The organism is Variovorax sp. W2I14, from assembly GCF_050435205.1.
Lineage (GTDB): Bacteria > Pseudomonadota > Gammaproteobacteria > Burkholderiales > Burkholderiaceae_C > Variovorax > Variovorax paradoxus_C.
Genome location: NZ_JBNDJX010000001.1, coordinates 3,244,464 through 3,258,723, shown reverse-complemented (window position 1 = coordinate 3,258,723; position 14,260 = coordinate 3,244,464). Strand labels below are relative to the sequence as shown.

Annotated in this window: 13 protein-coding genes, 1 tRNA gene and 1 pseudogene; 8 read left to right on the top strand and 7 right to left on the bottom strand. The window is 67.3% G+C overall.

All coding sequences use genetic code 11. The features are described 5' to 3' along the window. Positions 1-2: 2 nt before the first annotated feature. Genes QF040_RS15355 through QF040_RS15335 form a run of 5 tightly spaced genes read right to left on the bottom strand, consistent with a single transcriptional unit; the run spans position 3 to position 4,496 of the window. The gene (locus tag QF040_RS15355; RefSeq protein ID WP_429611756.1) at positions 3-992 is read right to left on the bottom strand and encodes a Bug family tripartite tricarboxylate transporter substrate binding protein; all 990 of its coding nucleotides are present in this window, start codon (positions 990-992) and stop codon (positions 3-5) included. A gap of 59 nt (positions 993-1,051) precedes the next feature. Next, positions 1,052-2,053, bottom strand: a complete 1,002-nt coding sequence (locus QF040_RS15350) for an Ldh family oxidoreductase (RefSeq protein ID WP_429611755.1) — start codon at positions 2,051-2,053, stop codon at positions 1,052-1,054. Beyond that, the gene (locus QF040_RS15345; RefSeq protein WP_429611754.1) at positions 2,050-2,979 is read right to left on the bottom strand and encodes a hydroxyacid dehydrogenase; all 930 of its coding nucleotides are present in this window, start codon (positions 2,977-2,979) and stop codon (positions 2,050-2,052) included. Before QF040_RS15345 ends, QF040_RS15350 begins: the two co-directional genes overlap by 4 nt. Before the next feature lie 7 nt (positions 2,980-2,986). Continuing rightward, positions 2,987-4,162, bottom strand: a complete 1,176-nt coding sequence (locus QF040_RS15340; RefSeq protein WP_429611753.1) for a UxaA family hydrolase — start codon at positions 4,160-4,162, stop codon at positions 2,987-2,989. 52 nt (positions 4,163-4,214) lie between these two features. Then, complete coding sequence (locus tag QF040_RS15335; protein WP_093238744.1) at positions 4,215-4,496, bottom strand: UxaA family hydrolase; 282 nt, start codon at positions 4,494-4,496, stop codon at positions 4,215-4,217. Positions 4,497-4,710: 214 nt separating this feature from the next. Here QF040_RS15335 and QF040_RS15330 point away from each other — a divergent pair. Both QF040_RS15330 and QF040_RS15325 read left to right on the top strand, forming a co-directional pair. Next, positions 4,711-4,818, top strand: a pseudogene (locus QF040_RS15330) (GntR family transcriptional regulator); the annotation flags it as partial. Between the two features lie 12 nt (positions 4,819-4,830). After that, complete coding sequence (locus tag QF040_RS15325; protein WP_429611752.1) at positions 4,831-5,394, top strand: GntR family transcriptional regulator; 564 nt, start codon at positions 4,831-4,833, stop codon at positions 5,392-5,394. Positions 5,395-5,409: 15 nt separating this feature from the next. On the opposite strand, the gene QF040_RS15320 is transcribed toward QF040_RS15325, so the two are convergent. Then, entirely contained in the window at positions 5,410-6,342 is a 933-nt protein-coding gene (locus tag QF040_RS15320; RefSeq protein ID WP_429611751.1) for a LysR family transcriptional regulator, read from the bottom strand. An 82-nt stretch (positions 6,343-6,424) separates the two neighbouring features. Here QF040_RS15320 and QF040_RS15315 point away from each other — a divergent pair, with 82 nt between their 5' ends. Genes QF040_RS15315 through QF040_RS15305 form a run of 3 tightly spaced genes read left to right on the top strand, consistent with a single transcriptional unit; the run spans position 6,425 to position 11,142 of the window. Then, complete coding sequence (locus tag QF040_RS15315; RefSeq protein ID WP_429611750.1) at positions 6,425-9,364, top strand: molybdopterin-dependent oxidoreductase; 2,940 nt, start codon at positions 6,425-6,427, stop codon at positions 9,362-9,364. Next, positions 9,361-10,200, top strand: a complete 840-nt coding sequence (locus tag QF040_RS15310; RefSeq protein WP_429611749.1) for a 4Fe-4S dicluster domain-containing protein — start codon at positions 9,361-9,363, stop codon at positions 10,198-10,200. The genes QF040_RS15315 and QF040_RS15310 overlap by 4 nt, the downstream gene beginning before the upstream one ends. Positions 10,201-10,209: 9 nt before the next feature. Continuing rightward, entirely contained in the window at positions 10,210-11,142 is a 933-nt protein-coding gene (locus tag QF040_RS15305) for a dimethyl sulfoxide reductase anchor subunit family protein (RefSeq protein ID WP_429611748.1), read from the top strand. On the opposite strand, the gene QF040_RS15300 is transcribed toward QF040_RS15305, so the two are convergent. Beyond that, positions 11,139-12,080, bottom strand: a complete 942-nt coding sequence (locus QF040_RS15300; protein WP_429611747.1) for an SMP-30/gluconolactonase/LRE family protein — start codon at positions 12,078-12,080, stop codon at positions 11,139-11,141. The genes QF040_RS15305 and QF040_RS15300 overlap by 4 nt on opposite strands. A gap of 132 nt (positions 12,081-12,212) precedes the next feature. Between QF040_RS15300 and QF040_RS15295 the strand changes: the two genes are divergently transcribed. The 3 genes from QF040_RS15295 (at position 12,213) to QF040_RS15285 (ending at position 14,254) form a co-directional block, all read left to right on the top strand. Beyond that, complete coding sequence (locus QF040_RS15295) at positions 12,213-13,670, top strand: esterase-like activity of phytase family protein (RefSeq protein ID WP_429611746.1); 1,458 nt, start codon at positions 12,213-12,215, stop codon at positions 13,668-13,670. A gap of 129 nt (positions 13,671-13,799) precedes the next feature. Further along, on the top strand, positions 13,800-14,003 hold the full coding sequence (locus QF040_RS15290) for a hypothetical protein (protein ID WP_429611745.1): 204 nt from the start codon (positions 13,800-13,802) through the stop codon (positions 14,001-14,003). Positions 14,004-14,177: 174 nt separating this feature from the next. Next, positions 14,178-14,254 (top strand) — tRNA-Leu (locus QF040_RS15285). Positions 14,255-14,260 lie beyond the last annotated feature (6 nt).

Genomic DNA, 14,260 nt, shown 5'->3' with positions numbered 1-14,260 from the left:
CGCTAGCTCGGCTGGATATCCGCCGCCTTGATGACGTGCGCCCAGCGCGCGATCTCCTCGGTGAGAAAGGGCGCGAAGCGCTCCGGCCCGCGCGCATCGATCACGAAGCCTTGCTGGCGCATGCGCTCCTCCAGGCCGGGCTGCGCGAGGATCTTCATCACCTCCGCGCCCAGCTTCTGCACCGCGGCATCGGGCATGCCGGCCGGCGCCATCATCCCTGTCCAGTTCTCCACCTGCAGCGTGGGCATGCCGGCCTCGGCCGTCGTCGGCACGTCGGGCAGGAGCGGATAGCGCGCCTTGCTCGCGATGGCGAGCGCGCGCAGCTTGCCGCCCTTCACATGCGGGATCGACTCAGGGATGTTCGAGAACACCACGTCGAGCTGTCCGCCGATGAGGTCGGTCATGCAGGGCGCGCCGCCCTTGTAGGGCACGTGCTGGATGGCGGACTTGTTCAGGTCGTTGAAGAGCGCCAGCGTCAGGTGCGGCGGTGTGCCGCTGCCGCTCGAACCGGCGTTGAGCTTGCGCTGCTCCTTCGCCGCGGCGATCAGGCCCTTCAGGTCCTGGATCGGGCTGGCCACCGGCACCACGATCAGCATCGGGCTGCCGGCGATCAGCGCGACCGGGCGCAGGTCCTTCTGGAAGTTGAAAGGCGACTTCGGGAACAGCGTCACGTTGGCCGCGTGCGTGAGCGTTATCGCGAGCAGCGTGTTGCCGTCGGGCGGCGCCTTGGCCACGAGGTCGGCGCCGATCTGGCCGTTGCCGCCCGGGCGGTTGTCCACCAGCACGCTGACCTTCCAGCGCTCGCCGAGCTGCTGGCCGATCTGGCGCGCCATCACGTCGGTGAGGCCGCCCGCCGGGAACGGGACCACGTAGCGCAGCGTGGCATCGGGCTTCGGGTAGTCGCCGCCTTGTGCTCTCGCAAGCATCGGCATGCCCAGCGAGCCGGTCGCCGCCAAAACGGCGGCGCCTTGCATCCATTCACGTCGTTTCATCGTGTTGTCTCCTGTTGTTGTGTTCGGGGGAGTTGGCGCTCTGCGGCGCCTCTCGGGGTCTACCGTCGCCACTGCGCGAGCAGCGCGTCGGGCACCTCGATGCCCTCGGCTTCCGCACGGCGTCTCAGGTCTTCGCGCCGCGCGCCGGGCAGGCGCACGCCGTCGTCGCGCAGCATCTCGGCCACCAGCACCTCGACGCGGTCGAGGTAGCTCGCCGAGCCCGCCAGCGCGCCAGGGTCGATGACGATGAAGGCCTGGCCGATGCGCGGCCGGTTGCCCGCATCCTCGAAGAAGCTCGAGGCTTCGAAGCCGAACTGCGCACCGATGAGCGCCGTGACCAGCAGCTCGACGACCAGCGCCAGCATCGCGCCCTTGGGGCTGCTCGCGGCGCCGATGGGCAGCATCGCGCCTTCGAGCGCGGCCTGCGCATCGGTGGTTGGCTGGCCGTCGCAGTCGACGGCCCAGCCGAGCGGGATCGGCTTGCCCTGCTTGGCGGCGACCATGACCTTGCCGCGCGCCACTTCCGAAAGGCTCAGGTCGATCATCAGCGGCAGCGTGCCGCGACGGGGAAACACCGCCGCCACCGGGTTGGTGCCGAAGATCGGATGACGCCCGCCCGCCGCCGGCATCGCAGCCGGCGAGTTCGCAAAGCCCAGGCCGACCATGCCCGCGTCGGCCACAGCGCGGAGGTGATCGACCACCACGCCGCAGTGATGGCTGTCGGTCACGCCCGCGATGGCGATGCCGAAGTCGCGCGCGCGGGCGATCGCTTCGGCCACCGCCATCTCGCAGGCGGCGAAGGCGAGGCCTTCGTGCGCATCGATGAGCGCGGCGGCGCCTTTCTCGCGGCGCAGCGTCGGCACCGCATCGCCGTTGACGCGGCCGTTGCGAAGGTGCGTGGCGTACTGGGCGACGCGGCCGAGGCCGTGCGAGCCCAGGCCTTGCGCCTCGGCCAGCACCAGCGCGCGCGCGGTGGCCGTGGCCATCGCTTCGTTGGCGCCGGCTGCGCGCAAGGTCTCGGCCACGGCCCGCCGTGCTTCCTGAAGACTCAGCATCGTCATGGTTCGAGCGCCTCCAGCACCTTCTGCGCGATCAGGCTGCTCACGCGCTCGTTCGATTCGGCCGTCACGCCCGCGATGTGCGGCGTCAGCAGCAGGTTGGGACAGCCTTCGAAGTGCGCGCTGGCCGCGAGCGGTTCGGCATCGAACACATCGAGCGCCGCACCGCCGAGCCGGCCTTCGCGCAGCGCGAGCGCCACCGCGGCTTCGTCGACGATGCCGCCGCGCGAAGTGTTGATGAGCACCGCGCCGCCCTTCATCGCCGCGATGCGCGCCGCGCCGAACAGGTTGCGCGTGCCATCGACCAGCGGCACATGCAGGCTCGCCACGTCGGCCTGCGCCACCAGTTCATCGAGGCCGAGCGGCTGCGTGCCGTTTTCCGCGAAGGCCGGATGGCCCGCATCCATCATCGCGTCGAACGCCACGGTGCGCATGCCCAGCGCCCTGGCGAGCCGCGCCGTCAGTTGCCCGATCGCGCCGAAGCCGACCAGCCCGAGCGTCTTGCCCGACAGCTCGCGCCCGTTGGAAAGCGCGTTGCGCGGCCACCGGCCCGCGGCGACATCCGCTGTCGATGCATAGGCGCCGCGCAGCAGCAGCATCGCGCTCGCGATCACGTACTCCGCCACGCTCAACGCATTCGCGCCCGTAGCCGGAATCACGCGGATGCCGCGCGACTCGCAGCCCGCCACATCGATGTTGTCCAGCCCCACGCCGAGCCGGCCCACCACCGTGCACTGGGCCATTGCATCGAGCAGTTCGCCGCGCACCTGCGTGCGGTTGCGAACGATGAGGGCGTTGGCCCACTTGGCTTCGCGGTACAGGCGGGCGCCGTCGTCCACCAGGGCCACGTCGTAGAGAACGTCGTGCCGCGCGCGCAGTTGCGCGACCGCGGCGGCGTCCATGAACTCCGCAATGACGATGCGCTTCATGGCGCGCTCAAGCCGATTCGTACAGCCGCGTCATCACGAACTCGCGGTGGCCCAGCGCCTCGGCCGCGGTGAGCCGGCCGTTGGCGGTGCGCAGCATGCACTCGAGCAGCTGGTCGCCGGCCTGGTCGAGCGTCATCTCGCGCTGCAGGAGGCCCGAGGTGTCGACATCCACGTGCTCGCTCATGAGGCGCACGGTGCGCGGGTTCGCGCAGATCTTGATGACCGGCAGGATCGGGTTGCCGATCACGTTGCCCTGGCCCGTGGGGAAAAAGTGCACCGCGTAGCCCGAGGCGGCGCACAGCGTGACCATCTCGGCCGCGGCGCTGGACGAGTCCATGAACCACAGGCCCGGGCCGGTGGGCACCTCGGCCTTGTCGAGCACGCCGTCGACCAGGCATTTCTTGCCGATCTTCTGGATGTTGCCGAGCGCTTTTTCCTCGATGGTCGTGAGGCCGCCCGCGATGTTGCCCTTGGTCGGCTGCGAGTCGGAGAGGTCGCTGGTCTTGTGGCGGTTGATCATCTCCTGGTAGCGGTTGAACATGAACATGAAGCGCTCCTTCACGTCGGGCGTGCGGCAGCGGTCGGCCACGATGCGCTCGCCGCCGGTGATCTCGGAGGTTTCGCCGAACACCAGCGTGTTGCCGGTCTCGTAGAGCTTGTCGAAGGCGTTGCCCACCGTGGGGTTGGAGCCGCAGCCCGAGGTGGTGTCGCTCTCGCCGCACTTGGTGGAGACCCACAGCTCGTGGATGCCGCAGGGCTCGCGGCGCTTCTCGCTCGCGTTCTGCACGAACTCGCGCGCCACCTTGCTCGCGCGCAGGATGGTGTCGTGGTCGCCGTGGCCCTCGATGCCGAAGCCGGCCACCGGCTTGCCGGTGGCGGCGATGCCGTCGACCACCTTCTGCGTCCAGCTGTCCTCGATGCCGATGACGACCACGGCCGCCACGTTCGGATTGCAGCCCGCGCCGATCAGCGTGCGGAAGTGCAGCTCCAGGTCGGCGCCGAACTGCAGGCGGCCGTACGGGTGCGGAATGGCGAGCGCGCCCTTGATGTTGTGCGCCACCGCTTCGGCGGCGGCGTTGGAGAGGTCGTCCAGCGGCAGGATGATGACGTGGTTGCGCACGCCGACGCGGCCGTTTTCGCGGCGATAGCCGAGGAAGGTGGTGTCTTTGGAAATGATGGACATGCTGTGCTTTCGGATGCGTGGGTGATGAAAGTTGGCGAAGCGCGGCGGCTGCTTACCAGCGCTTGGTCTTGATGTTCTGGACGTGCGCGTGCTCGCCCGCCTTGATCGGCGCGACCACCTTGCCCATGTCGATGCCGTACTTCCACACGGTGTCGCCGGTGGCCATGTCCTTGAGTGCGACCTTGTGGCCGATCGGGATGTCCTGGCGCGCATCGACGCTGGTCATCCGGTCCTCGTCCATGATCCAGCCGGTGAGCGACATGCCGGCTTTCACGCCTTCCACCACCACGACCGCGACCGTGTCCTTCGCGTCGTGCAGAACGAAATGAATCATCGTTGTCTCCTGTTGTGACTCGCTGAGAATTTGCAGCCGGGCCAGTGTCCGAGTGCGTGTCTCCGGGTGTCAAACAGGTCATATGGATGACTTGAATGAATCGCGATGTGGTCGAACAATCGCGCCATGCCACGCTCGACCGACCTGTCCGCGTTCGAACCGATTCCGCCCGATGCGGGAGGCGCGCCGCTCTACCGGCTCGTGAAAGCGCTCGCTGCTGCGCGCCATCGAATCGGGGCGCTGCGCGGCGGGCAGCACGCTGCCGAGCGAGAGCGAACTGGCGGCAGCGCTCGGCGTATCGATCGGCACGCTGCGCCATGCAACCGACGACCTCGTGGCCGAGCACATCCTCGTGCGGCGCCAAGGGCGCGGCACCTTCGTTGCGGTGCACAACTCGGACCGCTTCATGTTCCAGTTCTTCCACGTCGAGCGCAGCGATGGCCTCAGGCAAGCGCCGCAGGTGGAGTTCGTCGCCTTCGAGCGCGTGCGCATGGAAGAAGAGCCCGCGCAGGCATTGGGCCTGCGCACCGGCGAGCCGGCCATCCAGATCGACAACCGCCTGCTGCTGCAGGGCAGGGCGGTGATCCACGACCGGCTCACGCTGCCGGCGATGCTTTTCAAGGGGCTGACCGAGAAGCGTTTTCGCGACCGGCCGAGCACCATTTACCACCTCTACCAGACCGAGTTCGGCATCACCGTGACGCTGGCGCGCGAACGCGCTCGCGCGATGACGGCCGACCGCAGCGTGGTGCGCATCCTCGGGGTGGCGCAGGGCGCGCCGGTGATGGAGGTGCGGCGCACCGCGCTCACCTTCGGCGACAAGCCGGTGGAGTACCGCGTCTCGACCATCAACACAGCGCAGTACGAGTACGTGCACCAGCTGTCGCGGCCGGCCTGACCGCGTTGCTGGGCGCTAGCGTGCGGCGGGTGTGCGCGGCACCGTGGCGCCGCAATGGCGAAGGAAATCGGCGGTCGCGCGGCCGAGCAGCTTGTCGCGGTGCATCACCGTCGCGAGTCGGCGCATGCCCGCCGGCAACCGCGTGCGCAGCTCGACCAGATGCCCGTCTTCCAGCGCCTGCGCCACCGTGTAGCGCGAGAGGCAGGCCAGGGCCGTGCCCGAGGCCACCACGCGCTTGATGGCTTCGGTGCTGCCGAGTTCGAAGCCCACATGCACCTGCTCCAGGTTCTGGATCAGCCAGGCATCGGTGACCTGCCGCGTGCCCGAGCCAAGCTCTCTCAGAACCCAGGTGGCCTGCGAAAGCTGGCGGTGCGTTGCGATGCGGTTCGCGAGCGCATGGCCCGGCGCGGCGACGATGACCAGCTCGTCTTCGCGCCATGCGCGCACCACGAGGTCGGGGTGCGTCTGCGGGCCTTCGATGAAGCCCACATCGACCTCGAAGCCCGCGACCGCCTCGATCACGTCGCGCGTGTTCGCGATGTGCAGGTGCACCTGGCTCTGTGGATGCAGCGCGGTCCACTGCGACACGCGCTCGGGCAGCAGGTATTCGCCGATGGTGAAGCTGGCCGCCACGCGCAGCGGCGCGGCGTGCTCGCCGCTGAAGAGCGCCTGCACCTCGCCGGCCTGGTCGAGCAGCGCCTGCGCCTTGGGCAGCAGCGCGCGTCCGTTCTCGTTGAGCACCAGCCGGCGGCCGATGCGGTCGAACAGCAACACGCCGACGGACGATTCCAGGTCGGCCAGTGCGCTGCTCGCGGCGGACTGCGAACGGGCCACGCGGTCGGCGGCCGCCCGGGTGCTGCCGCCTCGCGCCGTGGCCACGAACACCTCGAGCTGGCGCAGGTTCAGGCGCAGGCGCTGAGGGAGGTGTTGATCTGATTTTCCGGTCATGGTGAGCGATATTCTCCGCTTTTCCGATTGATCACGGCTCCCTAACATCGGCGCTGCCCCGCTTGAAAACAAAGGACCGCCAGTGTTCAGTTTCCTGTCCAAAGAGCCCGTGCACGACCCGCTCACCGCGCCGACGCCCACGGCGGACACCGAGGTCAAGACCACCACCTGCTACATGTGCGCCTGCCGCTGCGGCATCCGCGTGCATTTGCGCGAAGGGGAAAAAGGTCCCGAGGTGCGCTACATCGACGGCAACCCCAACCACCCGCTGAACCAGGGCGTGATCTGCGCCAAGGGCTCCTCGGGAATCATGAAGCAGGTATCGCCCGCGCGCATCACGCAGCCGCTCTTGCGCAAGGCGGGCAGCGAGCGCGGGGCGGGGGAGTTCGAGCCCATCAGCTGGGAGCGCGCCTACGACATGCTGACCGAGCGGCTCGGCAAGATCCGCGCGACCGATCCGAAGAAGTTCGCGCTCTTCACCGGGCGCGACCAGATGCAGGCGCTCACCGGCCTCTTCGCGCGGCAGTTCGGCACGCCCAACTACGCGGCGCACGGCGGCTTCTGCTCGGTCAACATGGCCGCGGGAATGATCTACACCATCGGCGGCAGCTTCTGGGAATTCGGCGGACCCGACCTGGAGCGCGCCAAGCTGTTCGTGATGATCGGCACGGCCGAAGACCACCACAGCAATCCGATGAAGATCGCGATCAGCAAGTTCAAGCGCGCGGGCGGGCGCTTCATCTCGATCAACCCGGTGCGCACGGGCTACTCGGCGATCGCGGACGAGTGGATTCCGATCAAGCCGGGCACCGATGGCGCGCTGTTCATGGCGCTGCTGCACGAACTCATCGGCAACGAGCTGGTGGACCATGCGTTCCTCAAGCGCTTTACCAATGCACCGCAGCTCGTGGTGCTCGACGACTGCGAGCGTGAAGGGTTGTTCGCGTTCGACCCCGAGCGCGGTGCGCCGGGCGACGGGCGCAATCCGCACAACAAGCTGGTGTGGGACAAGGCAAGCGGCAGCGTGATGCCCGCGTACCCCGAGGGCATTGCCGAGGGTTGCGACCCGGCGCTCGAAGGGCACTACACGCTGGCCGATGGCACGCGTGTCGCGCCTTCGTTCCAGTTGCTGCGCGAGCGCGTGGCGCTCTGCACGCCCGAATGGGCAGAGGGCATCACCGGCATCGATGCGGCGCGCATCCGCAAGCTCGCGCGCGAGATGGGCGAGACGGCGCTGAAGCAGGCCTTCGAGCTGCCGATTCCGTGGACCGATGCGTGGGGAAAGAAGCACCCGACGACGCAGGCGCGGCCCGTGGCCTTCCATGCGATGCGCGGCCTCGCGGCGCACTCCAATGGCTTCCAGACCGTGCGCGCGCTCGCAGTGCTGATGAGCGTGCTCGGCACCATCGATGCGCCCGGCGGCTTTCGGCACAAGGCGCCGTATCCGCGCCACATCGTGCCGAACTACCGCGCCTTCAACGATCCCGGAATGATCCAGCCGAACACGCCGCTCAACGCCGCGCCGCTGGGCTTTCCGGCGAATCCGGAAGAGCTGGCGATCAACCCCGACGGCTCGCCGATCCGCATCGACCATGCGTTCTCGTGGGAGCACCCGCTGTCGGCGCACGGGCTCATGCACAACGTGATCACCAATGCGGTCAAGGGCGACCCCTACCGCATCGACACGCTGCTGATCTTCATGGCCAACATGGCGTGGAACTCCAGCATGAACACCATGGGCGTGCGCGAGATGCTCAACCGCAAGGACGAGAAGGGCGAGCACATGATTCCCTTCCTCGTGGTGTGCGATGCCTTCCAGAGCGAGACCGTGGCCTTTGCCGATCTCGTGCTGCCCGACACCACCTACCTGGAGCGGCACGACGTGATGGGCATGCTCGATCGGCCGATCTCGGAGTTCGACGGACCGGTCGATTCGGTGCGCGTGCCGGTGGTGCCTCCGACCGGCGAGTGCAAGCCCTTCCAAGAGGTGCTGATCGAGCTGGCCTCGCGGCTGAAGTTTCCGGCCTTCACCACGCCGGAGGGCGGACGCAAGTACACGGGCTACCCGGACTTCGTCGTCAACTTCGAGCCGCAGCCGGGCATCGGTTTTCTCATGGGCTGGCGCGGCAAGGACGGCACCGAGCATCTGCGCGGCGCGCCGAACCCGAAGCAGTGGGAGGCCTATGCAGCGAACAATTGCGTGTTCCAGTACCACATGCCCGAGACCATGCACTACATGCGCAACTGGAACCGGGAGTACCTCGATTTCGCGAAGGACAAGGGCTGGCGACAGCGCAACGACCCGGTGCAGCTGGCGCTGTACTCCGACACGCTGCAGAGCTTTCGCCTCGCCGCGCAAGGCAAGAGCCCGGGGCGGCAACCGCCTGATGCGCTGAGGGAGCGCATCGACACCTACTTCGATCCGCTGCCCTTCTGGTATCCGCCGCTCGAGGAGGCGGCGACCGACCTGGAAGCCTATCCACTCAACGCACTCACGCAGCGGCCGATGGCGATGTACCACTCGTGGGATTCGCAGAACGCATGGCTGCGGCAGATCCACAGCCACAACTACCTGCATGTGAATCCACTGACCGCGCAGGCCGCGGGCATTGCGGACGGCGGCTGGTGCTGGGTCGAGAGCCAGTGGGGCAAGGTGCGCTGCATGCTGCGCTACAGCGAGGCGGTGGAGCCGGGCACGGTGTGGACGTGGAACGCGATCGGCAAGGCTGACGGGGCGTGGCAGCTCGCACCCGGTTCGGACGAGGCGCGCAAGGGCTTCCTGCTCAACCACCTGATCAGCGAGGAGCTGCCATGCGAAGGCACGGCGAGCGGGCGCATCAGCAATTCCGATCCGATCACGGGGCAGGCGGGCTGGTACGACGTGCGCGTGCGCATACGGCCGGCCGAGCCCGGCGAGCCCGAAGAGAGCTATCCGCAGATCGCGAGCATGCCGAGCGTGCCCGGGGTGCTGGGCAAGGCGGCGAGCGTGTTGACGTACTTTGCGGGGAGGGGCAAGAAATGATGCAGTGGCTCAAGGACTTGATGGCGTCCGCTCCCGTCTTGCCCCCTCTCCCGCTCGCGGGAGAGGGCTGGGGTGAGGGCGGCGGCGCTGAAACTGCAAGCCGCGGTGCGATGAAGGCCGCACCCTCACCCCAACCCTCTCCCGCAAGCGGGAGAGGGAGCCAATCCAGACGCGCAGAGCCCGGCGAAACCCTCGCCAAGCAACTCGCCCTCGTCATCGACCTGAACGTCTGCGTCGGCTGCCACGCATGCGTGACCTCGTGCAAGCAATGGAACACCTCCGGCAGCGCGGGTCCGCTCGCTGACGAGCGACCTTACGCCGCCAACCCGACCGGCACCTTCTTCAACCGCGTGCAGACCTACGAGGCCGGCGCCTTTCCGGCGACCGAGACGGTGCACCTCCCCAAGAGCTGCCTGCACTGCGAAGACCCGCCCTGCGTGCCCGTGTGCCCGACCGGCGCGAGCTACAAGCGGAAGGAAGACGGCATCGTGCTCGTCGACTACGACAAGTGCATCGGCTGCAAGTACTGCGCATGGGCCTGCCCCTACGGCGCGCGCGAGCTCGATGAAGAACGCCAGGTCATGACCAAGTGCACGCTCTGCGTGGACCGCATCTACGACGAGCTGCTCCCCAAGGAAGACCGCAAGCCCGCCTGCGTGAAGGCCTGCCCCACGGGCGCGCGCCTCTTCGGCGATGTGAAGGACCCGGACTCCGAGGTGTCGAAGGCGATCCGCGAACGCGGCGGCTACCAGCTGATGCCCGAATGGGAAACCAGCCCGGCCAACCAGTACCTGCCGCGCCGCATCACGCAGTCGACGGACGCGCAGGGCCAGTAGGGTAACGGCATGCATCCCGCGTTCTCGATTCTTTTCTTCACCACGCTGGCCGGTGCGGCGCAGGGCCTTGTCTTCACGCTGGCACTCGCCGCACTGTTTGGCCTGGAGATGGCGCCGGGCTTTCTGACGTTGGCGTTGGGCGTGGCCGAGGTGCTGCTTGTGGCGGGGCTCGCCGCATCGTTCATGCACCTGGGCCGCAAGACCCGTGCATGGCGCGCGGTGCTGATGTGGCGCACCTCGTGGATGTCGCGGGAGGTCATCGTGCTGCCGGCCTTCATCGCGCTGGTGGCGCTGTGGTGGTTGTCGCTGCGCTTCGGCGTGGGCGCGCCGTGGTCATGGCTGCTGCCGGTGCTGGTGCTGCTCGGTGCTGTCGCGCTCTGGTACTGCACCGCGATGATTTATGCGTGCCTGCGCTTCATCGAGGAATGGGCGCATCCGCTCACCATCGTCAATTTCACGCTGATCGGGTTGTCTTCGGGGCTGGTGCTGGCCTGCGCGATGGCGGCCGTCGCCGGGGAGGCGCGCTTCGTGCAGGTCTTCGGACCGTGCGCGCTCGTTGCCACGCTGGCGGCGTGGGCGGCGCGCGGGCAGGCATTGAGGCGCAACGCCGGCATTCGCCACAAGTCGACGCTGCAATCGGCCACGGGCATCCGCACCGAGAAGCTGGTGCAGAAGTCGATGGGCATGTCGGCCGGGTCGTTCAATACGCGCGAGTTCTTTCATGGCGCATCGTTGGCAGCGTTGAAGAACATCAAGCTCGGCTTCCTGCTGTTGGCCTTCGCGCTGCCCGCGCTGCTGCTGGCGTGGGGCCTCGCGAGCGCGACCGTGCTGCCGTGGCTGCTCGCGGTGCTGGTGCAGGCGCCTGGCCTGCTGGCCGAGCGCTGGTTCTTCTTTGCGCAAGCGAAGCATCCGCAGAACCTGTACTACCAGGTGGTGTCCTAGGCCTCGTAGTTGAGCGCCAGGCCCGGCGTCGGCCAGTCATCGATGGCAATCAACCTTCCGCTGCCCGAGAGCGTGATGTAGGCCGTGCGCCGATCGCGTCCGCCGAAGCAGATGTTGGTGGTGTAGCGGTCGGGCAGCGGCACATGCTCGACGGTGCCGCCATCGGGCGCGACGATGCTGATGCCGCCGTGCAGCAGCGTGGCCACGCAGAGGTTGCCGAGCGCATCGACAGCCATCGAATCGAAGCGCTGGTAGTGACCGCCCGGCGAGGCGCAGAGCATGCGGCCGCCATGCGGCGAAGGCCAGCCGTCCTTTCGCACGCGGCCCGGCGCGGTGATGTCGAAAGCCCAGACGCGCGCGCCCTCGGTCTCGGCGTAGTAGAGCGTGTCGCCATCGGGTGAGAGCGCGATGCCGTTGGGCGTCATCACCGGCCGCGCGATCACGCGGGCTTCGCGGCCGTCGGCGTGGCCGTAGAAGAGGCCGCCCCGGTCCATGTCGCGCTCCCGGGTCTTGCCGAGGTCGGTGAAGTAGAAGCCGCCGTGCGCATCGAACACGATATCGTTGGGGCCGCAGAGCGCGCCGCCTTCGACGGTGTCGAACAGGCGCTCGGTGCGGCCGGTCGCGAGGCTCACGCGCTCGATGCGACCGCCCGAATAGTCCGCGGCCTGCCCCACGGGGCGATGGCAGCCGTCAGCCTCGGTGTGCCATCTGAAGCCGCCGTTGTTGCACACGTAGACCGCGCCGTCCGGCCCGATGGCCGCGCCGTTGGGGCCGCCGCCGAGGTCGACCACTACTTGCACCAGTCCGTCGTGCCGCACGCGCGTGAGCGTGCCGCGCGCGATTTCGACCAGCAGCACCGAGCCATCGTCCATGGCGATCGGGCCTTCGGGGAATTGCAGGCCGGTGGCGAGTTCGCGGATGTGCATCGGTGTCTCCATGCGCTGGCGTGTGCGGGGTTGCGAGTTTGCGGCTTCCGGCCGCGCTTTGCACGTTTCATCGAGACGTCATGAATGCGTCACCGCGCCTTTATAGATTGCCGCCTTCGCTTCAACACAACGAGGAGGGCATTCATGACCCGAGGATTCATCGATTCGATCTGGCAGCGCCGCCTGGTGGCGGTTGCCGCCTGCACCGTGATCGCCGCATGTGGCGGCGGCGGCGAGGGAGGAGGTGGTGGTTTTCCATTCGTGGTACCGCCGCCGGCACCCGCGCCCGCTCCCGCCCCGGCACCACCGGCTCCGCCCCCTGCGCAAGAAGGCGCCGGGTTGTCGCACCAACTGACCGGCTGGGCTTCGCTCTCGGACACCGCGCGCTGGCCCGGCCCGACGACCGGGCAGTTCATCACCGCAGCGCTCGGCGTCACGCCGCCCTTCATCGACGGCCAGCCGATTCCCGGTTTCTCCGCGCTGCTGAAGAACGACGACGGCACCTGGACCGCCATGGCCGACAACGGGTACGGCAGCAAGGGCAATTCGGCCGACTTCGTGATCGGCATCTACAACATCGGCATCGACTTGCGCACGGCGTCGAACGGCACCAGCGTGCCGGGCGCGATCAAACTGAACAGCCGCATCGATTTCAACGATGCCAAGGGCTTCCTGAAAGACGGCAAGGGCGTCGACCTGAAGATCACCGCCGACTTCGCCAACTATCAGACCGTCTCGGGCAACAACCTGGTCGACAGCGGCAAACCGGTGGATGCGCGCATCCGCAACGGCCGGCTACTGACGGGCTTCGACCTCGACGTGGAATCGATTGCACGCGCGAGCGACGGCACCTACTTCGTGGGCGAAGAGTTCGGCCCCTACATCCTGCACTTCGACAAGGACGGCACGCTCATGAGCGACCCCGTGCCGCATCCGTTCCTGCGCAGTCCTTCGAATCCCGAGGTGATGAACAACGGCGCGAGCGTCACTTCGCTCGCGAGCCGCGGCTTCGAGAGCCTCGCGTTCAACGGCGACCGCAGCCGGCTCTATGCGGTGCCCGAAGCCGCGCCCTCGCTGGCCTCGCTGCGCCCTGTGGCCGACGACGAGCGCTATCTGAATATCTTCGAGTTCGATCCGGCCGCGATGCTCTACACCGGCAAGAACCTGGTCTACAAGAAGGACGGCCCGGCGAAGGACAACCAGATCGTGATCGGCGATATGACGCACGTGGGCGGCAGCCGCTTCGTGCTGATCGAACGCGACAGCCTGTTCGGTGCGAAGGCAGTGGTCAAGCGCCTGTACATGATCGATCTGAACGTGAAGGACGCCGATGGCGCGCTCAAGAAGACGCTGCTGGTGGACCTCTTGAACATCTCCGATCCGAAGGACATCGGTGGACCGCTGGCCGGTGTGGCCGATGGCAAGTTCAATATGCCCTTCGATTCGATCGAGAGCGTCGAGGTGGTGGACGAGCACACGCTGGCAGTGGCGATCGACTCGAACTTCCCCACCGAAGACGGCCGCGTGCCGGGCAACCCGGACGACACGGAAGTGATCACGCTGCGTTTCGACCAGGCGTTGTTCAACCGCAAGGCGCCGTAGTTCGTGTTGAAAATAATCGACTGAACTTGTTGACGATCGGGTAAAGACTATTTACAGTCCAACCCACTCGCGGTTCAGGCCGCAAAGATTTTCAGCAAACACACACAGCAGCATCGACCAGGAACCATCGTGAAGACCGCAGCCATCCGCATCCACAGCATTCGACCCGCATCGGGCCGTTCGCTCGTGCGCGTCGCGCTGTGCGATGGCCTCGGCGTGCTGCCGCGGCAGCGGCTGCTCAATCAATACCCGGATTCCATTCAAGCGCTGCAGGCCAACCTGTGGGATTGCGCTGATGAGGATCGGGTGACACCGGGTGGAGGAAGCGCTTAGGCGCGTAACTCCCAAGCTCTCTCACAAAGAGGCCCGGACACCGCAAGGTTCCGGGCCTTTTTGTTTTGTTGTTCGACGTTCAACACACACGCAGTGATCGCGCTGCATGACACCGTGCTTCAACTCGGTGGACGCTCATTAAAAGTTCGCGGCGCATCCATTCATTTATCCACTGCCCCGGTGACGGAACCGGCATACGTGTCCGCCTTAGAAGCGGAATTCTGGGAGTTCGAATCTCCCCTGGGGCACCAACCTTT